The organism is Streptomyces sp. NPDC088810, from assembly GCF_044750305.1.
In the GTDB taxonomy this organism is placed as follows: Bacteria; Actinomycetota; Actinomycetes; order Streptomycetales; family Streptomycetaceae; genus Streptomyces.
The window spans coordinates 1270908-1292402 of record NZ_JBIVJQ010000001.1 but is presented as its reverse complement, the minus strand read 5'-3'; the positions used below and the strand labels follow the sequence as shown (position 1 = coordinate 1292402).

The window sequence follows — 21495 nt, the reverse complement described above, 5'->3', positions numbered from 1 at the left end:
GAGATCGGGGCTCTGTGACATACGCCCGCCGCGCGTCAGCGCAGGAACGGGTCCACCGCGATCGCCACGAACAGCAGGGACACATAGGTGATGGACCAGTGGAAGAGCCGCATCTCCTTCAGCTTGGCGCCCGTGACCTCGGCCTTGGCCCGGTTCTGCAGGGAGTGCGCCTCCCACAGCCACCAGCCGCCCGAGGCCAGGGCGACGGCCGTGTAGAACCAGCCGGTGTAGCCGAGCGGGGTGAGCAGCAGGGAGACGGCGACCATCACCCAGCTGTAGATGACGATCTGCCGGGCGACGACCTTGTTGGACGCGATGACCGGCAGCATCGGCACGCCCACGCGCGCGTAGTCCTCCCTGACCTTCATGGACAGCGGCCAGTAGTGCGGCGGCGTCCAGAAGAAGATCACCAGGAAGAGGACGAGCGGCGCCCAGGAGAGCGAGTTCGTCACGGCCGACCAGCCGATCAGTACCGGCATGCAGCCCGCGATGCCACCCCACACGATGTTCTGCGACGTACGCCGCTTGAGGATCATCGTGTAGACGACGACGTAGAAGAGGAGGGCCCCGAGCGAGAGCCAGGCGCTCAGCCAGTTGACGGTGAGGCCGAACAGCAGCGTCGAGACGACGGCCAGGGTGATGCCGAAGGCCAGGCACTCGCGCGGGCTGACCATGCCGGTCACCAGGGGCCGCTGCGAGGTGCGGTCCATCAGGGCGTCGATGTCCCGGTCGATGTACATGTTGAGCGCGTTGGCGCCGCCCGCGGACAGATAGCCGCCGACGCAGGTGAGCAGGACCAGCCCGAGGTCGGGCACGCCCTGCTGCGCCAGGAACATCACCGGAACGGTGGTGATGAGCAGCAGCTCGATGATCCGCGGCTTGGTCAGCGCCACGAACGCCTTGACACGGGCCCCGAACGGCCGGTGAACCGGGCTTTGGCTCGCACCGAGCGCACCCGCTGGACGGGATTCGACGGCCGTCACGCACACCCCTGACAGAGACATCCCAGCGAGCCTCCCGGTGTGAGGTCCCGGTAAGGGCTCGCGCGTACCACGCCACTTTAGACGTTGCCCATACCCCGGCCTTCGCGGGGGTGGGGTCGTGTTGGAGCGCGCCCCATAAGAGGGGAGCGGGCACTCGATTGAGCGCTCAGATGACCGCCTCCGTATTCATGTGCCGAACGGCTCGTCGGCCAGTCGGGAGGCGGATCGCACCGAGTCCCGGCAGTCTGGAAACACTCGAAAAAACGCACGTCCTTACGGGGGTAGGCTCGACAGCGGCCGGTGGGCGCCAAGCCCGCCGGCGGCCGGGTGGGCGCATGCCCCGACGACCGGCGACCGACATGTGGAGAGGAGCCCTGACCCAGGGTGAGCACCAAGCCGACCACCACAGACCTTGAGTGGACCGAGCTGGACCAGCGGGCCGTGGACACCGCCCGTGTCCTGGCCGCAGACGCCGTACAGAAGGTCGGCAACGGCCATCCCGGTACGGCGATGAGCCTGGCCCCGGCCGCCTACACCCTCTTCCAGAAGGTGATGCGGCACGACCCGTCCGACCCCGAGTGGGTGGGGCGCGACCGTTTCGTGCTGTCCGCCGGCCACTCGTCCCTGACCCTCTACACCCAGCTCTACCTGGCCGGCTTCGGCCTGGAGCTGGACGACCTGAAGGCGTTCCGCACGTGGGGTTCGAAGACCCCGGGTCACCCGGAGTACGGGCACACCAAGGGTGTCGAGACCACCACGGGCCCGCTGGGCCAGGGTGTGGCCAACGCGGTGGGCATGGCGATGGCGGCCCGCTACGAGCGCGGCCTGTTCGACCCCGAGGCCCCGCAGGGCGAGTCCCCGTTCGACCACTTCGTCTACTGCATCGCCGGTGACGGCTGTCTCCAGGAGGGCATCTCCGCCGAGGCGTCCTCGCTGGCCGGCCACCAGAAGCTGGGCAACCTGATCCTGCTGTGGGACGACAACCACATCTCGATCGAGGGCGACACGGAGACGGCCGTCTCCGAGGACACCGTCAAGCGGTACGAGGCCTACGGCTGGCACGTGCAGCGGGTGGAGGCCAAGGCCGACGGCGACCTGGACCCGCAGGCGATCTTCGCCGCGATCCAGGAGGCGAAGAAGGTCACGGACAGGCCGTCCTTCATCGCGATGCGCTCGATCATCGCCTGGCCGGCCCCGAACGCGCAGAACACCGAGGCCGCGCACGGCTCGGCGCTGGGCGAGGAGGAGGTCGCGGCCACCAAGCGCGTCCTCGGCTTCGACCCGGAGCAGAGCTTCGAGGTCGCCGACGAGGTCATCGCGCACACCCGCAAGGCGCTGGAGCGGGGTGCCGAGGCGAAGGCGGAGTGGGAGAAGTCCCTCCAGGTGTGGCGCGAGGCCAACCCGGAGCGGGCCGCCGAGTTCGACCGGATCAGCAAGGGCGAGCTCCCCACCGGCTGGGAGGAGAAGATCCCGGTCTTCGAGCCCGGCAAGGGCATCGCAACGCGTGCCGCGTCCGGCAAGGTGCTGCAGGCGCTCGGCGCGGTCATCCCCGAGCTGTGGGGCGGCTCCGCCGACCTCGCCGGCTCGAACAACACCACGATCGACAAGGACAGCTCGTTCCTGCCCGAGGGCAACCCGCTGCCGGAGGCCAACCCGTACGGCCGCACGATCCACTTCGGTATCCGCGAGCACTCCATGGGCGCGGAGCTGAACGGCATCACCCTGCACGGCAACACCCGTGTCTACGGCGGCACCTTCCTCGTCTTCTCCGACTACATGCGCAACGCCGTGCGCCTGTCGGCCCTGATGCACCTGCCGGTGACGTACGTGTGGACGCACGACTCCATCGGTCTGGGCGAGGACGGCCCGACTCACCAGCCGGTCGAGCACCTGGCCTCGCTGCGCGCGATCCCGGGTCTGAACATCGTGCGTCCGGCGGACGCCAACGAGACGGCCATCGCCTGGCGCGAGATCCTCAAGCGCTGGACCAAGGAGTTCGGCAAGGGCCAGCCGCACGGCCTGGCGCTCACCCGCCAGGGCGTGCCGGCGTACGAGCCGAACGAGGACGCCGCTCGTGGCGGTTACGTCCTGTTCGAGGCCGACGGCGGCGAGGCGCAGGTCGTCCTGATCGCCACCGGTTCCGAGGTGCACGTGGCCGTCGAGGCGCGTGAGCGGCTCCAGGCCGACGGCGTGCCCACGCGGGTCGTCTCGATGCCGTGCGTGGAGTGGTTCGAGCAGCAGGACCAGGGGTACCGGGACTCCGTGCTGCCGCCGTCCGTGAAGGCCCGGGTCGCCGTGGAGGCGGGCGTCGGCCTGACCTGGCACAAGTACGTGGGGGACGCCGGCCGCATCGTTTCCCTGGAGCACTTCGGTGCTTCCGCCGATGCCAAGGTGCTCTTCAAGGAGTTCGGCTTCACCGCGGAGAACGTGGCCGCGAAGGCGCGGGAATCCCTCGCCGACGCCCAGCGCTGACGCTCACATACGACACGTAGGAGATGTAATTCCATGACAGACGCACTCAAGCGCCTCTCCGAGGAAGGCGTCGCGATCTGGCTGGACGACCTGTCGCGCAAGCGGATCACGTCCGGCAACCTCGCCGAGCTGATCGACCAGCAGCACGTCGTGGGCGTCACCACCAACCCGACGATCTTCCAGAAGGCGATCGCGCAGGGCGACGGCTACGACCAGCAGCTGTCGGATCTCGCCGCCCGCAAGGTCACGGTCGAAGAGGCCATCCGCATGATCACGACGGCGGACGTCCGCGACGCCGCCGACATCCTGCGCCCGGTCTTCGACGCCACGAACGGCCAGGACGGCCGGGTCTCCATCGAGGTCGACCCCCGTCTCGCGCACAACGAGCACGCCACGGTCGCCGAGGCCAAGCAGCTGGCCTGGCTGGTGGACCGCCCGAACACCCTCATCAAGATCCCGGCCACCATGGCGGGCATCCCGGCGATCACCGAGGTCATCGGCCTCGGTATCAGCGTCAACGTCACGCTGATCTTCTCGCTGGAGCGCTACCGGGCGGTCATGGACGCCTACCTGAGCGGCCTGGAGAAGGCCAAGGAGCGCGGCCTGGACCTGTCCAAGATCCACTCGGTGGCGTCCTTCTTCGTGTCCCGCGTGGACACCGAGATCGACAAGCGGCTGGACTCGATCGGCACCGACGAGGCCAAGGCGCTGCGCGGCAAGGCCGCCGTCGCCAACGCGCGGCTGGCGTACCAGGCGTACGAGGAGGTCTTCTCCTCGGACCGCTGGAGCGCGCTGGAGAACGCGGGCGCGAACAAGCAGCGTCCGCTGTGGGCCTCGACCGGCGTGAAGGACCCGGCGTACCCGGACACCCTGTACGTCACCGAGCTGGTCGCCCCGAACACGGTCAACACCATGCCGGAGGCCACGCTGGAGGCCACCGAGGACCACGGTGAGATCACCGGCGACACCATCGCCGGCACCTACGAGCAGGCGCGCGCCGACCTCGACGCGCTGGAGAAGCTCGGCATCGCGTACGACGACGTCGTGCAGGTGCTGGAGGACGAGGGCGTCGAGAAGTTCGAGGCGTCCTGGAACGACCTGCTCAAGTCGACCCAGGCGGAGCTCGAGCGCCTCGCCCCTTCGGAGGGCTGAGTTGTCACCCGTTTCCGGTTCCGGAGCGAACCCGCTTCGTGACCCGGCCGACCGACGGCTCCCGCGTATCGCGGGGCCGTCGGGCCTGGTCATCTTCGGGGTCACGGGCGACCTGTCGCGCAAGAAGCTGATGCCCGCGGTGTACGACCTCGCCAACCGGGGCCTGCTGCCGCCGGGCTTCTCGCTGGTGGGCTTCGCCCGCCGCGACTGGGAGCACGAGGACTTCGCCGAGGTCGTCCACGACGCGGTCAAGGAGCACTCGCGCACTCCCTTCCGTGAGGAGGTCTGGCAGCAGCTCATCCAGGGGATGCGCTTCGTGCAGGGCACCTTCGACGACGACGAGGCGTTCGACCGGCTGCGTGCCACCATCGAGGAGCTGGACAAGGCCCAGGGCACGGGCGGGAACTTCGCCTTCTACCTGTCGGTGCCGCCGCGCTCCTTCCCGGTGGTCATCCAGCAGCTGAAGAAGCACGGTCTGGCCGACCAGACCGGCGGGTCCTGGCGGCGCGCGGTCATCGAGAAGCCGTTCGGGCACGACCTGGCGTCGGCCGAGGAGCTGAACAAGGTCGTGCACGAGGTGTTCGAGCCGGACCAGGTGTTCCGGATCGACCACTACCTCGGCAAGGAGACCGTCCAGAACATCCTGGCCCTGCGCTTCGCCAACACGATGTTCGAGCCGATCTGGAACCGGTCCTTCGTGGACCACGTGCAGATCACGATGGCCGAGGACATCGGCATCGGCGGCCGGGCCGGCTACTACGACGGCATCGGCGCCGCCCGGGACGTCATCCAGAACCACCTGCTCCAGCTCATGGCCCTCACCGCCATGGAGGAGCCCGCCTCCTTCGACGCGGACGCGCTGGCCGCGGAGAAGGAGAAGGTGCTCGGCGCCGTCCGGCTGCCGAAGGACCTGGGCGCCAACACCGTGCGCGGTCAGTACGCGGCGGGCTGGCAGGGCGGCCAGAAGGTCATCGGCTACCTCGAAGAGGAGGGCATCGACCCGAAGTCGAAGACCGACACCTACGCCGCGGTCAAGCTGGAGGTCGACAACCGCCGCTGGGCGGGCGTCCCCTTCTACCTGCGCACCGGCAAGCGCCTCGGCCGCCGGGTGACGGAGATCGCGGTCGTCTTCCAGCGGGCCCCGCACTCCCCGTTCGACACGACGGCGACGGAGGAGCTGGGCCAGAACGCGATCGTCATCCGCGTCCAGCCGGACGAGGGCGTCACGGTCCGCTTCGGCTCCAAGGTGCCGGGCACCTCGATGGAGATCCGGGACGTCTCCATGGACTTCGCCTACGGCGAGTCGTTCACGGAGTCCAGCCCGGAGGCGTACGAGCGGCTGATCCTGGACGTGCTGCTGGGCGACGCCAACCTCTTCCCGCGCACGGAGGAGGTCGAGCTGTCCTGGAAGATCCTCGACCCGATCGAGGAGTACTGGGACAAGCACGGCAGGCCCGCGCAGTACAAGTCGGGCACCTGGGGTCCCGTGGAGGCGGACGAGATGCTCGCACGAGACGGACGGAGCTGGCGGCGGCCATGAAGATAGACCTGACCGACACCACCGCCGGAGAGATCAACAAGGCGCTCGTGCAGGGCCGCCGCGCCATCGGCACGCCCGCCGTCGGCATGGTCCTCACCCTCGTCATCGTCACCGACGAGGAGAATGCCTACGACTCCCTGAAGGCCTCCAACGACGCCTCGCGCGAGCACCCCTCGCGCACGCTGGTGGTCATCAAGCGGGTCTCGCGTTCGCCGCGCGACCGTACGTCCTCGCGTCTCGACGCCGAGGTGCGGGTGGGCGCGGACGCGGGCACCGGCGAGACGGTCGTCCTGCGTCTGTACGGCGAGGCCGCCGATCACGCCGACTCGGTGGTCCTGCCGCTGCTCCTGCCGGACGCCCCGGTGGTCGTGTGGTGGCCGGTGAACGCCCCACTCGACCCGGCGAAGGACCCGCTGGGCGCGCTCGCCCAGCGCCGGGTCACCGACACCTACGCCGCCGAGGAGCCGGTGCGGGAGCTGTCCGCCCGTGCCTCGGCCTACACGCCCGGCGACACCGACCTGTCCTGGACCCGGATCACGCCGTGGCGCTCGATGCTGGCGGCGGCCCTGGACCAGGTCACCTGTGAGGTGCAGGCCGTCGAGGTGGAGGGCGAGGAGTTCAACCCGAGCTGTGAGCTGCTGGCGATGTGGCTCGCGGACCGGCTGGACGTCCCCGTGAAGCGTTCGCTGTCCTCCGGACCCGGTCTGACGGCGGTCCGCATGGACACCAGCCAGGGCCCGATCGTGCTGGACCGGGCCGACGGCTCGCTGGCCACGCTCTCCATCGAGGGCCAGCCGGCCCGCGCGGTGGCGCTGAAGCGGCGGGACACCGCCGAGCTGATCGCGGAGGAGCTGCGCCGGCTGGACCCGGACGACACCTACGCGTCGGCGCTGCGCTACGGCGTGGAGCGGCTGAACACGGTTCCGCAGCAGGCGTCCGGGGCCCCGGCCGAGCCGGTCGCGGAACCGGAACCGGTCGAGGAAGCGGCCAAGGCCCCCGCGAAGAAGGCGGCGGCCAAGACCGCGAAGAAGGCACCGGCGAGGAAGGCGGCGGCGAAGTGAGCACTCCGCAGCTGGTCGTCCACCACGACAAGGAGCTGATGGCGCAGGCCGCCGCGGCCCGCCTGATCACGAAGATCGTGGACGCGCAGGCCTCCCGGGGCACCGCGTCCGTGGTCCTCACGGGCGGCCGCAACGGCAACGGCCTGCTGGCAGCGCTGGCGGCGGCTCCCGCCCGGGACGCCATCGACTGGGGCCGGCTCGACCTGTGGTGGGGCGACGAGCGCTACCTCCCCGAGGGCGACCCCGAACGCAATGTCACGCAGGCCCGCGAGGTCCTGCTGGACTCGGTGCCGCTGGACCCGGAGCGCGTGCACGCCATGCCCGCCTCCGACGGCCCGTACGGTACGGACGTCGACGCGGCGGCCGAGGCGTACGCCGCGGAGCTGGCGAAGGCGGCAGGCCCGGAGAACCACGGCGCGGTGCCCACCTTCGACGTCCTGATGCTGGGCGTCGGCCCGGACACCCATGTGGCCTCGCTCTTCCCCGAGCTGCCCGCGGTCCGGGAGACGGAGCGCACGGTGGTCGGCGTCCACGGCGCCCCGAAGCCGCCGCCCACCCGGATCTCCCTGACCCTCCCGGCGATCCGCGCGGCCCGCGAGGTCTGGCTCCTCGCGGCCGGCGAGGACAAGGCGGAGGCCGCGGCCATCGCCCTGTCGGGCGCGGGCGAGATCCAGGCGCCGGCGGCGGGCGCGTACGGCCGCTCGCGCACCCTGTGGCTCCTGGACTCGGCGGCGGCCTCGCAGCTGCCGAGGTCGCTGTATCCGCCGGCGTCTCCGTGACGCTCGGAGCGGTGTCACCGCGGCGGGGGCTTCGGCCCCCGCCGCGGTCATTTCACCGACCCTGCCATCACGCCCTGCACGAAGTGCCGCTGGAAGGCGAAGAACACCACGACCGGCACGATCAGGGACAGGAACGCGCCCGGGGCGAGGACGTCGATGTTGCTGCCGAACTGGCGGATCTGGGACTGCAGTTCCACGGTCAGCGGCTGGGCGGAGCTGTCCGCGAAGAGCAGGGCGACCAGCATGTCGTTCCAGACCCACAGGAACTGGAAGATGGCGAGCGAGGCGAGCGCCGGGCGGCCCACCGGCAGGACGAGCCGGGTGAAGATGCGCCACTCGCTGCCGCCGTCCATCCGGGCCGCCTCCAGCATCTCCTTCGGGATGTCCGCGAAGTAGTTGCGGAGCAGGAAGACGGCGAAGGGCAGACCGTAGGCGACGTGGAAGAGGACGACCCCGGGGATCGTGCCGAACAGGCCCAGCGCGCCGAAGAGTTTGGCGACGGGCAGCAGGCCGATCTGCACCGGCACCACCAACAGGGCCACCACCAGCAGGAACAGGGGCTCCCGCAGCGGGAAGTCCAGCCAGGCGAAGGCGTATCCGGCGAGGGCGGCGATGACGACGACCAGGGTGGTGGCCGGCACCGAGATCAGCACCGTGTTCCAGAAGGCCTGCGTCATGCCGGAGTTCTTCAGCAGCGCCGCGTAGTTGTCGAAGGACAGCTGGCCGGGGCTCGCCAGCGTCGTCCACCAGCCGCCCTTCGCGGTGTCCTGGGCCGAGCGCAGGGAGGACACGAACAGTCCGGCCAGCGGGGTCAGCCAGACCAGCCCGATGACCACCAGGAAGGCCTGCACCAGGCCGCTGCCCAGGCCGCGCCTGATCGCGTTCATCGCTGACTCCTCATCGCTGACTCCTCATCGTTGGCTCTGTCGGAAACGGCGGACGTTGAAGACCATCGCGGGGATCACCAGGAGCAGGAGCAGCACACCGAGGGCGCTGCCGAGGCCCTGGTCGTTGCCGCCGCCGAAGGAGACCAGCCACATCTGGGTGGCGAGGACGGTGGCGTCCTCCTGCACCGGGCCGGGCGCGATGATGTAGACGAGGTCGAAGACCTTCATCACGTTGATCACGAGGGTCACGAAGACGACCGTGAGCACGGGCGCGAGCAGCGGCACGGTGATCCGGCGGAAGATCTGCCACTCGTTCGCGCCGTCCATCCGGGCCGCCTCCAGCGCGTCCCGGGGCAGTGTGGAGAGGCCGGCGCCGATCAGGACCATCGCGAAGCCGGTCCAGATCCACAGGTAGGCGCCGATGATCGCCGGGGTCACCAGGGTCGGGCCGAGCCAGGAGATGCCCTGGTAGGGCGGGGCGAAGTTCGACTCGGGCAGTTTCACCGTGTACGCGCCGCGCTCCAGCCCGGAGAAGCGGAAGGAGCCGTCGGCGGCGGTCGTGGTGCTCGCGACCGTCTTCCCGTCGCGCACCGCCTGGACCGTCATGCCGGGCAGGCCGCTCTCCTTGGGGTCGACCGCGCCCTGTTTTCCGCCGCCGCCGGGGGTGAAGTCCAGGTAGACGACACCGCGCAGTTCGCCGGGCGCGGCCTTCCGGCCGGCCGCCGTGCGGGCGGGTGAGGCGTTGCCGGGCAGGTCCTTGGGCAGGACACCGACCATCGGGAGCGCCACCGAGTCGCCCGCCGCGGCCGTCGCCCGGTAGGAGCCGTCCCGGTCCTGGGTGAGCAGGCCGGTGCGGCCGCGGGCGGTCGGGTAGGTCGACGTGCCCTGGAAGGCGTCGTGGACCGAGACGACGGCCGCGTTCAGCACGCCCTTGTCCGGGTCCTCGTCGTAGGCGAGCCGGAAGATGATGCCGGCGGCGAGGAAGGACACCGCCATCGGCATGAACAGCAGCAGTTTGAAGGCGGTCGCCCAGCGGACCTTCTCCACCAGGACGGCCAGGATCAGGCCGAGGCCGGTGAGCAGGGCGGGGGCGACGACGACCCAGATGGTGGTGTTGCGGATGGCCTTCAGGGTGGCCGGGTCCCGGAACATCTCGGCGTAGTTGGCGCCGCCGACGAACCGGGTGCCGGAGGCGTCGAAGAAGCTGCGGCCGACGGAGAACAGCACCGGGTAGACGACGAGGGCTCCGAGCAGGAGCAGCGCGGGGAAGACGAAGAGCAGGGCGATGAGCCGGCCGCGCCGCCGGCCGCGGCGCGCGGGCGCCGGGCCGGCGGCCCGCGGGCCCGCCTGCTGCTTCTCGACAGTGGTGGCGGTCATGGTGCTGCCGCTCAGTCCTGGTAGGCCTTGGCCGCCGCGGCTTCCAGCTTCGCCGCGGTGCCCTTCGGGTCCGACGGGTCGCGCAGGAAGTCCTGGAGCAGCTTCCACTCGCCGGCCCCCTTGGTGCCGCCGAAGGCCGCCGGCGCCTGGTCGGACATGTCGAAGCGGACCGAGGCCCCGGCACCGACCAGGGACTTGGCGGTGGCACGGGTGACGTCGTCGCCGTACGCGGAGAGGTCCAGCTTCTTGTTCGGGGACAGGAAGCCGCCGGCCTTCGCCCAGACGGCCGCGGCCTCCGGGGTGGCGAGGTACTCCAGGAGCTTCATGCCGGCCTTGGCGTTCTTGGCGTCCTTGAGGACGACGGCCGCGTCACCGCCGCTGACCACCGGGGCGGTGCCGCCGTCGACCGCGGGGAAGGGGAAGAAGTCGGCGTCCTTGCCGATGCTCCTGCCGTACTGGTCGTGGGCGACGCCGGCGACGAAGTCGCCCTCGTAGACCATGCCGGCCTCGGGCTTGGGCCCGAAGACCTTCTCCACGGAGCCGGGGAAGTCGGTGTTCAGGGCCCCCTTCTGGCCGCCCGCGATCAGCTGCTTGTCCTTGAACAGCTTGCCGAGGGTGGTGAGCGCCTTCACCACGGTCGGGTCGGTCCACTTGAGCTTGTGGGCGGCGAGGGCGTCGTACTTCTCGGGGCCGGCCTGGGAGAGGTAGACGTTCTCGAACCAGTCGGTGAGGGTCCAGCCGTCCTGTCCGGCGACGGCGAAGGCGGCGAGTCCGGAGTCGGAGACGGTGTGCCCGGCCTTGAGCAGGTCGGCGTACGTCTTAGGGGGCTGGACACCGGCCTGGGTGAGGGCGTCGGGGCTGTACCAGACCGTCGACTTGTGGGCGGCCTTGAAGTAGAGGCCGTACAGGGTGCCGTCGACGCTGCCGTACTTCTTCCACACCGGCGCGTAGTCGGCGTCGATGGTCTGCTGCGCGGTCGGCGAGAGCGGCTTCAGCCAGCCCTTCTCGGCGAACTGCTGCAGGACGCCGACCTGCGGGACCATCACGACGTCGGGAGCGTTGCCGCCCTCGATCTTGCTGCCGACGACGGTGGAGACGTTGTCGCCGGTCGACACGAACTGGGTCTTGGCGCCGGTCTTCTCCGTGAACGCGTCCAGGACCTTCTGGAAGTTCTTCTGCTCGCTGCCGGACCAGACGCCGGCGACGGTGACGGTCTGGCCGCTCAGGGCCTTGTCGCCGCCGCCGGCGGAGACGTCCCCTCCGCCGCAGGCGGTGGCGCCGAGGGCGAGCGTGAGGGCGATGCAGCTGGTGAGCAGGGTCGTGCGTCGTCGCATCATCGTTGATGTCCCTTCAAGAGGCGGTGGATCAGAGGTCGTTCAGCCACCAGGCCGCCGTGGCGCCGGGCAGGACGCCGGGCGGGCAGGAGCCGCTGGACAGCAGGGGGGTTCCGGAGACCGGCGCGGGCGTGGGGGCCGTACCGAAGTTGACGGCGCAGACCAGGCCGTCACCGCGGACGAAGGCGAGGACGCCCGGCGGGGTGTCCAGCCACTCCAGCGGGCCCTCGCCCAGCTGGGGCAGGGTCTTGCGCAGGTGCAGGCCCTCCCGGTACAGGTGCCAGAACGAGCGGGTGTCGGCGAGGGCGCGGTCGGTGGCGTACTCGGCGAAGTACTCGGGCTGCGGCAGCCAGGGCTTGGCGCCCTCGGCCCCGGAGGTGAAGCCGAACGGGGAGGCCTGCCCGGACCAGGGCAGCGGCACCCGGCACCCGTCCCGGATCCGGGCGCGGCTGCCGGTGCGCCGGAAGATCGGGTCGGTGAGCACGTCGTCGGGCAGGTCGACGACCTCGGGAAGCCCCAGTTCCTCGCCCTGGTAGATGTACGCGGCTCCGGGCAGCGCCAGCATCAGCAGTGCGGCGGCGCGGGCGCGGGCGGGGCCGAGTCCGCTGCCCTCGGGGGCGGGTTCGCCGTAGCGGGTGACGGTGCGGACCTGGTCGTGGTTGTTGAGGACCCAGGTGACCGTGGAGCCGGTGCCGGCGATGTCCTGCATGGCCTCGGAGATGACCTTGCGGAAGGCGTCGGCGTCCCAGGCGGCGCCGAGCAGGTCGAAGAAGAAGGCCTGGTGGAGCTCGTCGGGGCGCACGTACAGGGCGTGTTCGCGGGCGGTGGGGACGGAGACCTCGCCGACGAGCAGGCGTTCGCGGCCGTCCCGGGCGCCGTACTCCTCGCAGATGGCGCGCCAGCGGCGCCACACCTCGTGCACCTCGGGCTGGTTCCAGGCGAGCGGGTTGACCGAGTCGCGGGTGCGGGCGTCGGCCTCCGGGTCGTCGGAGTCGGGCAGGTCCGGGTGCTTGAACAGGCCGGCGGCTACGTCGATGCGGAAGCCGTCCACGCCCCGGTCGAGCCAGAACCGCAGGATGCGGTCGAACTCGTCGGGGATCTCGGGGTTGCGCCAGTTCCAGTCGGGCTGCTCGGGCGTGAACATGTGCAGGTACCACTGGCCGTCGGCGACGCGGGTCCAGGCCGGGCCGCCGAACATGGCGTGCCAGTTGTTGGGCGGCTCGCTGCCGTCGGGGCCGCGGCCGTCGGCGAAGTGGAAACGGGCGCGGGCCGGGCTGCCGGGGGCGCTGTCGAGGGCCTCGCGGAACCAGGGGTGCTCGCTGGAGCAGTGGTTCGGGACGATGTCGAGGAGCACCTTGATGCCGAGCCGCCGGGCCGCCGCCATCAGCAGGTCGAACTCGGCGAGGTCGCCGAAGACCGGGTCGACGCCGCGGTAGTCGGCGACGTCGTAGCCGTGGTCGTGCTGCGGCGAGGGGTAGAACGGGCTCAGCCAGATCCCGTCGACGCCGAGCTTCTTCAGGTACGGCAGCCCGGCCCGGACGCCCGCGAGGTCGCCGATGCCGTCGCCGGTGCTGTCCAGGAAGCTGCGGACGTAGACCTGGTAGATCACGGCGTCCCGCCACCAATGATGCCTGTTCAACCCTGTGGAACCTGTCTCTGAAAGGGGGCTGTTATGCATGCATGTTAGGTAGGCGGCGCGCACAGGTGTCAACGAAGTGAACAGAAGATACTGGCGGGTTGGGCTCGCAAACGCCGACAAATCACCCCAAGACGGCGACAGTCGTGATGGTGGCGTTACTTAACAAGTAACTAGCGGCGGGCGATGGCGTCGAGTTCGCGTGCCAGCCGGCGCACGGCCTGCCCGGGCGTCTGGCGCCCGGTGAGCGCGTCCTGCACGACCGCCTGCACGACCAGGCTGACCTGGTCGTAGTGCGGGCTCTTGGGGCGCGGCCGGGCGGTGAGCACGGCGGTGCGCAGGGTCGGCAGATAGGGGAACCGCTTGATGAGCGCGGGGTCCTCGTAGAGCCCGGCGCGTACGGGCGGCAGTGCGCCCCGCGTGAGCACCTGGCGCTGCACGGGCGCGCTGGTGAGGTAGGCGATCAGGCGCGCGGCGGAGTCCGGGTGCCGGGCGTGGGAGTTGACCGCGAGGTTGGAGCCGCCGAGGACGCTCGTCCCCGGGCCGTGGGGGCCGGGCAGCGGTACCGCGCCGATCCGGCCGGCGACCTTCGAGCCCCGTTCCGAGGCGACGGCGTAGGCGTAGGGCCAGTTGCGCAGGAAGAGCAGCCTGCCGTCCTGGAAGGCCTGTTTGGACTCCTCCTCCTTGTAGGTCAGCGCCCGTTTCGGGATCCAGCCCTCGCGCAGGCCGCGGGCGAGGAAGCCGATGCCCTCGCGGGCGGCGGCCGAGTCGACGGTGACCCGGGTGCCCTCGCCGCCGAGGATGGTGCCGCCCGCCGAGTACACCGCCTCGGCCGCGTTCACGGTCAGACCCTCGTAGGGCAGGAACTGGCCCGCGTAGCCGTCGAGCCCGTACTTCGGCGCGAGGGTCTTCGCGTCGCGCTCCAGCTCGGCCCAGGTGTGCGGCGGGGACACGCCTTCCTTGGCGAGAATGTCCTTGCGATACAGGAGAAGTCCGGCATTCGTGACGTACGGGACGGCATACAGCCGGCCGTCGTACGTGGCCGTGTCCACGACCGGCGGCAGGAAGCTGTCCAGCGGGAAGCGGTCGCGGGGCAGCGGGCGGATCCAGCCGGCGGCTGCGAACTCCGAGGTCCAGTCGACGTCGATGTTCAGCACGTCGAACCGGCCCCGGTCGCCGCCGCGCAGGTCGGTCGTCATCTGCGCGTGCGTCTCGTCGGCCGAGTCCGGCAGCTCGACCAGGGTGACCTTCTCGCCGGGATGCGTGCGGTTCCAGCCCTGGAGCAGCGGGCCGAGATAGCCGGTGAGGTCACCGGCGGTGGCCAGGGTGAGCGGCCCGCGGCCGACACCGGCCGCCTCGTCGGCGCGGGCGCCGGAGGTGACGTACCCGGTCAGGATCACCACGAGAACCAGAAGGCCCCTACCGGCGGCGCGTATCCACCGCATAGGTTCCTCCCTGTACACCGGCACCACGGGCACCCTTGCCCACCCTCGTCCGAGGACCGAGGCCATGTATACCCGTTAGGTATGCGCGATACTAGGGCCTGGAGCACATGGAGCAGACAGGAGGACAGCACGAGTGCGCCTGCCCCTCCTGGCACTCCTGGCCCGCGGCCCGGCCCACGGCTACGAGCTGAAGCAGGACCTTGAGCAACTGCTGGGCGCCGCGTACCCTCAGCCGAACGTCGGCCAGATCTACGTCACCCTCGGCCGCCTGGAGAAAACCGGGCTGATCGCGGGCGAGGACGTCGAGCAGTCCAGCCGGCCCAACAAGAAGGTCTACCACCTCACCGAGGCCGGGCGTGAGGCGCTGCGCGTCTGGTTCGAGGAGACCGAGGACGAGCCGCGGGTGCGGGACGAGTTCTTCATGAAGCTCGCCCTGGCCCCGCAGACCGGTCTCGCCGACCAGATCGCCCTCATCAACCGGCAGCGGCGCCAGTACCTCAACACCATGCGCGACCTGTCGAAACTGGCCGCGGCCGAGAACCGGGACAACCGAATCGCCCAGCTGCTGATCGAGGGCGCGATGCTGCACCTGCAGGCCGACCTCGACTGGCTGGAGCGGTGCCAGGAGGAACTGGAATGACCGAGCACCCCGCTCCGGTGCTGCGCGCCGAGGGTCTGGTGAAGACCCACCACGGCGAGGGCGCGCCCGCGCACGCCGTGCGCGGGGTGGACCTGAGCGTGGCCCGCGGCGAGTTCGTGGCGATCACCGGGCCGTCCGGAGCCGGCAAGTCCACGCTGCTGCACCTGCTCGGCGGGCTGCAGCGGCCGGACGCGGGCAGCGTCTGGCTCGACGGCCGGTGCACGGACTCCTTCAGCGAGGCCCGCTGGGCCGTGGAGCGCCGCAAGGCCATCGGGATCGTCTTCCAGTTCTTCAACCTGGTGTCGAACCTGTCCGTCGCCGACAACGTCGAGCTGCCCGCGCTGCTGGCCGGCGTCCCGCCGAAGAAGGCCCGCGCCGAGCGGGAGGCGCTCCTGGCCGAGCTGGGCCTGGAGGGCAAGGAGCGCAGCATGCCGGGCGAGCTGTCCGGCGGCGAGCAGCAGCGGGTCGCGCTGGCCCGGGCGCTGGTCAACCATCCGCCGCTGCTGCTCGCCGACGAGCCGGCCGGCAGCCTGGACAGCAAGGGCACCCGCGAGGTGACGCGGCTGCTGTCCCGCTTCCACGCACGCGGCCAGAGCATCGTCCTGGTCACCCACGACGCCCGGCTGGCCAGCGCCGCGGACCGGGTGATCAGCTTCTTCGACGGCCGCATAGCCGACGACGCGACCCTGGACGCGACGCCGTCGCCCCGGCGGGGCGGTATCTCCGGGGTGCTGGAGCTGAGGGACTGACCGTGCCGGACCTGAGGGACATGCGGGCCACGTTGCGCTGGGCGCACTCCGATCTGCGGACGCACCGCGGCGAGGCGCTCTTCCTGGTGCTGGCCACCGCCGGCATAGTCGCCTCCCTGCTGCTCGCCACCGCCCTGTTCGGCTACGCCACCAACCCCTGGCAGCGGACCTTCGCAGAGGCACGCGGGGCCCACGTGTGGCTGCACACCGCGCCGTCCGCCGACGCCCGGAAGCTGGCCCGGCTCGACGGCGTCACCTCCGTCGCCGGGCCCTACCGCACCGAGTCCGCCACCGTCGCAGCCCGTGGCACCCGCGCCTTTGTGGAACTGCGCGGCACCCCGCGCCCGCCCGCCGTCGGCCGGCCCCTGCTCACCACCGGACGCTGGCTGGATCCGGCCGCACCGGACGGGGTGGTGCTGGAGAGCAGCCTCGCCCGCGCCCTGCTGGCCGAGCCCGGCGACACCCTGACCCTGCCCGGCACCGCCCGCACCCTCACCGTCGAGGGCATCGCGGACAGCGCCGAACCCCCGTACCGCCCCGGCGAGCAGCCGGGCCTGGTGTGGGCACTGCCCTCCGCGGTGCGCGCCCCGGCCGGCCAGGTCATCGGGCTGCGACTCGACAATCCCGCCGACACCGACTACGCCGTCCAGCGCGCCGTCACCGTGCTGGGTGCCGGCGCGGTCGGCGAGGTCTCCACCTGGCAGCAGGCCCGCGCCGAGGCCCAAGGCACGGGCCGGCTGCTCGGCCAGGTGCTCGGACTGTTCGGCCTGGGCGCTCTGATCGCCGCCGGGTTCGCGGTGCACGGCGCGATCGCCACCCGCATCCGCGGGCACCTGCGCGACCTGTCGGTACTCAAGGCGATCGGCTTCACGCCCGGCCAGGTCGTACGGATCTTCCTGCTCCAGCACCTGGCGTACGCCCTGCTCGGGGCCGTGGCCGCGGCGGCGCTCACCGAGGGGCTGGGCAGCCGGGTCCCGGGACGGCTCGGGGACGCGGTGGGGGTGTGGCAGGGGCTGCCCGGGCACAGCCTGGCGCTGTGCGCGGTGCCGGCCGGCGCGGTGCTGTTCATCGGCCTGACCACCGGGCTCGCGGCCTGGCGGGCGGGCCGGGTGCCGCCGGTTCCGGTGCCGCGCCCGGCCGCGCCGAAGGGCGGAGGACTGACCGGTCCGGCCCGGCGGGCGCTCGGCCTGCGGCTGCCGGCCGCGCTGGTCCTCGGCTGCCACAAGGCGTTCGCCGGGCGCGGCCGGTCACTGGCCACCGTGGCCCGGCTGACCCTGCCGCTGCTGCTGATCGTCGTGGCGCTCAGCGCCTGGACCACGCTCGACCGCTTCCACAGCAGCCCCGAGCGGGTGGGGCTGCCGACGACGCTCACGGTCCGCTCGGACGGCGCCCTGGACGCGTCCGGCGTACGGTCGGTGCTCACCCGCGAGTCCCGGGTCCGCGCCGCCTACCCGGGCGTCGAGGTGGCCGCGCTGGTCCCCGGCCAGACCGGCACCATCGCCCTGCGGGGCGTCGGCACCCGCGCCGAGCCCTACCCCTACGCCCTCGCCGAGGGCCGCGCCGCCCGCGGACCGGACGAGGCGGTGGCCGGCCAGGGCCTGCTCGACCTGCTGCACGCGCGGGTCGGCGACTGGGTGCGGATGACGGTGGGCGACCGGCCGCAGATCCTGCACATCGTGGGCCGCACCCTCGAACCGCGCAACGCCGGCCGGGTCGTGACCACCTCCCTGGACACCCTCCGCGAGAACGACCCCGGGCTGGCCCCCGCCTTCTACGAACTGCGGCTGCGCCCCGGCGCCGACCCGCACCGCGTGGCCGCCGCGCTCGCCTCGGCCGGCCGCGGCCACCTGGAGGTGCACCCCGTGACGAACCCCGCCGACGGGCTGTCCCCGCTGCGCGGTGTCGTCGCCGGACTGATCGCCGTCCTGGCCCTCATCGGTCTGGTCGAGCTGCTCACCGCGATCGGCGGCAGCGTCCGCGAGGGCGAGCGGGACGTGCTGGCGCTCCGGGCGATCGGCATGTCCCCCCGGCAGATCACCGCGATCACGGTGACGGCGACGAGCTGTACGGCCCTGGCGGCGGTCGTCGCCGGCACGGCGCTGGGGCTGCCGCTGGCCCGCCGGCTGATCGACGCCCAGGGCGGCTCCAGCGGCATCGGCGCCGGAATCGCCCAGTCCCCCTCCCCCGGCCTGCTGCTCCTGCTGGGCACGTCCGCCGTACTGGGCGCGGCGGCCCTGGCCACGCTGCCGGCGACCCGCTCGGCCCGCCGCCGCCTCGCGGACACGTTGAGCGCCGTGGGCTGAGCGGGGGCTCGAGCGGGCGGACCGAGCCGGGAGCGGTGGCTGTGCCGGTGAGGGTGGCCCGTATCCGGTTCAGCTCCGGCCGCGCAGCTCCCGGTACGTGGCGACCAGCGCCCTGGTCGACGCGTCCAGGCCGGGGACCTCGGCGCCCTCGGTGAGCGCGGGCTCGACCCGCTTGGCGAGGACCTTGCCCAGCTCCACGCCCCACTGGTCGAAGGAGTCGATGTTCCACACCGCGCCCTGCACGAACACCTTGTGCTCGTAGAGGGCGACGAGCTGGCCGAGCACGGACGGGGTCAGCTCGCGGGCGAGGATCGTGGTGGTCGGCCGGTTGCCCTGGAAGGTCTTGTGCGCGACCAGCTCCTCGGGCACGCCCTCCGCGCGGACCTCCTCCGCCGTCTTGCCGAAGGCGAGCGCCTGGGTCTGGGCGAAGAAGTTGGCCATCAACAGGTCGTGCTGCGCCTTGAGTTCACCGCTCAGCTCGGCGACCGGCTCGGCGAAGCCGATGAAGTCCGCCGGGATCAGCCTGGTGCCCTGGTGGATCAACTGGTAGTAGGCGTGCTGCCCGTTGGTGCCGGGCGTGCCCCACACCACCGGCCCGGTCTGCCACTCGACCTGCCTGCCGTCACGGGCGACGTGCTTGCCGTTGGACTCCATGTCCAGCTGCTGGAGGTAGGCGGTGAACCTGGAGAGGTAGTGGCTGTACGGCAGCACGGCGTGCGACTGGGCGTCGTGGAAGTTGTCGTACCAGATGCCCAGCAGGCCCAGCAGCAGAGGGACGTTGGCCTCGGCGGGCGCGGTGCGGAAGTGGTCGTCGACGATCCGGAAACCGTCGAGCATCTCGCGGAAGCGGTCCGGGCCGATGGCGATCATCAGGGACAGGCCGATCGCGGAGTCGTACGAGTACCGGCCGCCGACCCAGTCCCAGAACTCGAACATGTTGGCCGTGTCGATACCGAACTCGGCGACCTTCTCGGCGTTCGTGGACAGCGCGACGAAGTGCCTGGCCACCGCCGCCTTGTCGCCGAGCGCGGCCAGCAGCCACTTGCGCGCGGAGGTCGCGTTGGTGATGGTCTCGATGGTGGTGAAGGTCTTGGAGGCGATGATGAACAGCGTCTCCGCCGGGTCCAGGTCCCGGGTGGCCTCGTGCAGGTCGGCGCCGTCCACGTTGGACACGAAGCGGACGGTGAGGTCGCGGTCGGTGAAGCTGCGCAGCACCTCGTAGGCCATCGCGGGGCCGAGGTCGGAACCGCCGATGCCGACGTTGACGACGTTCTTGATGCGCTTGCCGGTGTGGCCGGTCCACTCGCCGGAGCGGACCCGCTCGGCGAAGTCGCTCATCCTGTCGAGCACGGCGTGCACGGCCGGGACCACGTTCTCACCGTCGACCTCGATGACGGCGTCGCGCGGGGCGCGCAGCGCGGTGTGCAGCACGGCCCGGTTCTCGGTGACGTTGATCTTCTCGCCGCGGAACATGGCGTCCCTGAGGCCGAAGACGTCCGTCGCCGCGGCCAGCTCGCGCAGCAGCCGCAGCGTCTCGTCGGTGACCAGGTGCTTCGAGTAGTCGATGTACAGGTCGCCGACCTGGAGCGTGTACCCGGTGCCGCGCGCGGGATCGGCGGCGAACAGGTCCCTCAGATGGGTGTCCGCCAGCTCCTCCCGGTGCTTGGCGAGCGCGGTCCATTCGGGCGTCTGGTTGAGCCTGGTACGGCCGTCTGCGTTCATATCCGACTTCAGCCTTCTTTCGTGCCTGTCCCAGCTGTTCCAACCTAATTGATCACCGCACGGTGTGAGCCGTGGTGACGCCGTCTTCCGGCGCGACAACAGGTACGTCCGCCGTGCGGACCGGTATCAGCGAGACGACGGACAGGACGAAGAACGCGGCCGTGAGCAGGGCCGGTGTGTTGGGCCCCCAGGCCGTGGCCACGGCACCGCCGAGGAGCGCGCCCACCGGGGCCCCCGCGACGGCCAGGGTGCGGAAGGCCGAGCCGACCCGGCCGAGCAGCTCGGAGGGGGTGCGTTGCTGCATCAGGGTGGTGGAGTTGACGTTCCACAGCATGCCCATGAACCCGAAGACCGCGAGAGCGGCCATCAGGACGGCCAGGCTGCGCACGGCGCCCATGACGACGAGGGCGCCGATCTGCACGGTGCCGGCGAGCAGCACGGTGCGCAGGGCGCCGATCCGGGCCGTGATCCGCCGGTTCGCGACTCCCCCGGCCAGGCCGCCGACGGTGTAGGCGGTGGCCGCCGCCGCGTATCCGCCGCTGCCCGCGTCCAGCCAGCCGGTCACGAGGACCACCAGGGTGGCGATCAGGGCACCCATGCCGACGTTGCACAGGGCCGTGGAGGCGCACAGCCCGCGCAGGGGCCGGTCGTGCCACAGGGTGCGCAGTCCCTCGGCAATGTCCCGGCGCAGGGTGCCGCCCGCCGGTCTCGGCGCGCGCTCGGCTGCGCCGGTGCGCAGGGACGCGACCAGCGCGGCGGCCACGAGGAAGGTGGCCGCGTCGGCCGCGAAGGGCACGGCCGCCCCCGCGGCGATCAGGACCGGCAGGGCGGGCGCCCCGAGCAGACCGCCGGTGATCTTCTGCCCGGTCAGCAGCCGGGCGTTGGCACCGCCCAGTGCCTCCCGGTCCACCAGCGCCGGCAGCAGGGCGGTGGCGGCGTTGTCGAAGAGTGTCTGAAGGGTGGTCAGCGTGAAGGCGAGCACGATGAGCAGGGCGACCGAGGCGTGCCCCAGGGCGACGACCACCGCGAAGGAGGCGACGAGGAGTCCGCGTACCGCGTCCACCGTCCACATCGCCCGCCTCTGGTCCACGCGGTCGGCGACCGCCCCGCCGAGCAGTCCGAAGACGATCCACGGCAGGTAGCCGCAGGCGGTCACGGCGGCGATGAGCAGGGGCCGGTCGGTCAGCGAGGCGGCGAGCAACGGCAGCGCGGCCGTACGCAGCGCGTCACCGAAGCTGGAGAGCACGGCGGCGCTCCACAGCCGCCCGAAACCTCCGCGCCACGCGGGCGCACACCTCTCCCCCACCCCGGCTGTCCCGACCGTTGTCACAACTCCCCCTCACGGTTCCCGCCTTCACGAAAACCGTAGAGGGCACCACTGACAATCAGTCGGCGCCGAGCGGCGGATACGGCTC

The 21495-nt window shown here is 71.4% G+C and carries 16 protein-coding genes; 8 read left to right on the top strand and 8 right to left on the bottom strand.

Annotation, left to right across the window (positions count from 1 at the left end):
- Positions 1-35 precede the first annotated feature (35 nt).
- Complete coding sequence (locus ACIP4Y_RS05910) at positions 36-1004, bottom strand: heme o synthase (protein WP_358639965.1); 969 nt, start codon at positions 1002-1004, stop codon at positions 36-38.
- 363 nt (positions 1005-1367) lie between these two features.
- Between ACIP4Y_RS05910 and tkt the strand changes: the two genes are divergently transcribed.
- The 5 genes from tkt to pgl are packed head-to-tail and all read left to right on the top strand — an operon-like array spanning position 1368 to position 7987.
- A complete protein-coding gene (gene tkt / locus ACIP4Y_RS05905) occupies positions 1368-3455 on the top strand; it encodes a transketolase (protein ID WP_401388188.1) in 2088 nt (695 codons plus the stop codon).
- A 33-nt stretch (positions 3456-3488) separates the two neighbouring features.
- Positions 3489-4607 carry a transaldolase gene (gene tal, locus ACIP4Y_RS05900; RefSeq protein WP_401388185.1) on the top strand — a complete coding sequence of 373 codons (1119 nt, stop codon included), beginning with the start codon at positions 3489-3491 and terminating at the stop codon, positions 4605-4607.
- A 1-nt stretch (position 4608) separates the two neighbouring features.
- Positions 4609-6147 (top strand): glucose-6-phosphate dehydrogenase, encoded by a 1539-nt coding sequence (gene zwf / locus ACIP4Y_RS05895; protein WP_358639959.1) that lies wholly within the window; start codon positions 4609-4611, stop codon positions 6145-6147.
- Positions 6144-7208, top strand: a complete 1065-nt coding sequence (gene opcA, locus ACIP4Y_RS05890) for a glucose-6-phosphate dehydrogenase assembly protein OpcA (protein WP_401388182.1) — start codon at positions 6144-6146, stop codon at positions 7206-7208. The genes zwf and opcA overlap by 4 nt, the downstream gene beginning before the upstream one ends.
- Positions 7205-7987 (top strand): 6-phosphogluconolactonase, encoded by a 783-nt coding sequence (gene pgl, locus ACIP4Y_RS05885; protein ID WP_401388179.1) that lies wholly within the window; start codon positions 7205-7207, stop codon positions 7985-7987. Before opcA ends, pgl begins: the two co-directional genes overlap by 4 nt.
- A gap of 47 nt (positions 7988-8034) precedes the next feature.
- Here pgl and ACIP4Y_RS05880 read toward each other — a convergent pair whose 3' ends face one another.
- The 5 genes from ACIP4Y_RS05880 to ACIP4Y_RS05860 form a co-directional block, all read right to left on the bottom strand.
- Entirely contained in the window at positions 8035-8874 is an 840-nt protein-coding gene (locus tag ACIP4Y_RS05880) for a carbohydrate ABC transporter permease (protein ID WP_358639954.1), read from the bottom strand.
- Positions 8875-8898: 24 nt separating this feature from the next.
- Positions 8899-10251 (bottom strand): ABC transporter permease subunit, encoded by a 1353-nt coding sequence (locus ACIP4Y_RS05875; protein ID WP_401388176.1) that lies wholly within the window; start codon positions 10249-10251, stop codon positions 8899-8901.
- An 11-nt stretch (positions 10252-10262) separates the two neighbouring features.
- A complete protein-coding gene (locus ACIP4Y_RS05870; protein ID WP_401388173.1) occupies positions 10263-11588 on the bottom strand; it encodes an ABC transporter substrate-binding protein in 1326 nt (441 codons plus the stop codon).
- A 28-nt stretch (positions 11589-11616) separates the two neighbouring features.
- A complete protein-coding gene (locus ACIP4Y_RS05865; RefSeq protein ID WP_401388170.1) occupies positions 11617-13263 on the bottom strand; it encodes a glycoside hydrolase family 13 protein in 1647 nt (548 codons plus the stop codon).
- A gap of 131 nt (positions 13264-13394) precedes the next feature.
- Positions 13395-14666: an ABC transporter substrate-binding protein gene (locus ACIP4Y_RS05860; protein ID WP_401388167.1), complete on the bottom strand. Its 1272-nt coding sequence runs from the start codon at positions 14664-14666 to the stop codon at positions 13395-13397.
- 133 nt (positions 14667-14799) lie between these two features.
- Here ACIP4Y_RS05860 and ACIP4Y_RS05855 point away from each other — a divergent pair, with 133 nt between their 5' ends.
- From ACIP4Y_RS05855 to ACIP4Y_RS05845, 3 genes are read left to right on the top strand one after another with little or no spacing between them, the layout of a single operon-like run.
- A complete protein-coding gene (locus tag ACIP4Y_RS05855) occupies positions 14800-15306 on the top strand; it encodes a PadR family transcriptional regulator (RefSeq protein WP_358639944.1) in 507 nt (168 codons plus the stop codon).
- Positions 15303-16055: an ABC transporter ATP-binding protein gene (locus ACIP4Y_RS05850; RefSeq protein ID WP_358639942.1), complete on the top strand. Its 753-nt coding sequence runs from the start codon at positions 15303-15305 to the stop codon at positions 16053-16055. Before ACIP4Y_RS05855 ends, ACIP4Y_RS05850 begins: the two co-directional genes overlap by 4 nt.
- A gap of 20 nt (positions 16056-16075) precedes the next feature.
- Positions 16076-18358 carry an ABC transporter permease gene (locus tag ACIP4Y_RS05845; protein ID WP_401388702.1) on the top strand — a complete coding sequence of 761 codons (2283 nt, stop codon included), beginning with the start codon at positions 16076-16078 and terminating at the stop codon, positions 18356-18358.
- 69 nt (positions 18359-18427) lie between these two features.
- Here ACIP4Y_RS05845 and pgi read toward each other — a convergent pair whose 3' ends face one another.
- Both pgi and ACIP4Y_RS05835 read right to left on the bottom strand, forming a co-directional pair.
- On the bottom strand, positions 18428-20080 hold the full coding sequence (pgi, locus tag ACIP4Y_RS05840; RefSeq protein WP_401388162.1) for a glucose-6-phosphate isomerase: 1653 nt from the start codon (positions 20078-20080) through the stop codon (positions 18428-18430).
- A gap of 52 nt (positions 20081-20132) precedes the next feature.
- Positions 20133-21410, bottom strand: a complete 1278-nt coding sequence (locus ACIP4Y_RS05835) for an MFS transporter (protein ID WP_401388159.1) — start codon at positions 21408-21410, stop codon at positions 20133-20135.
- Positions 21411-21495: the final 85 nt, after the last annotated feature.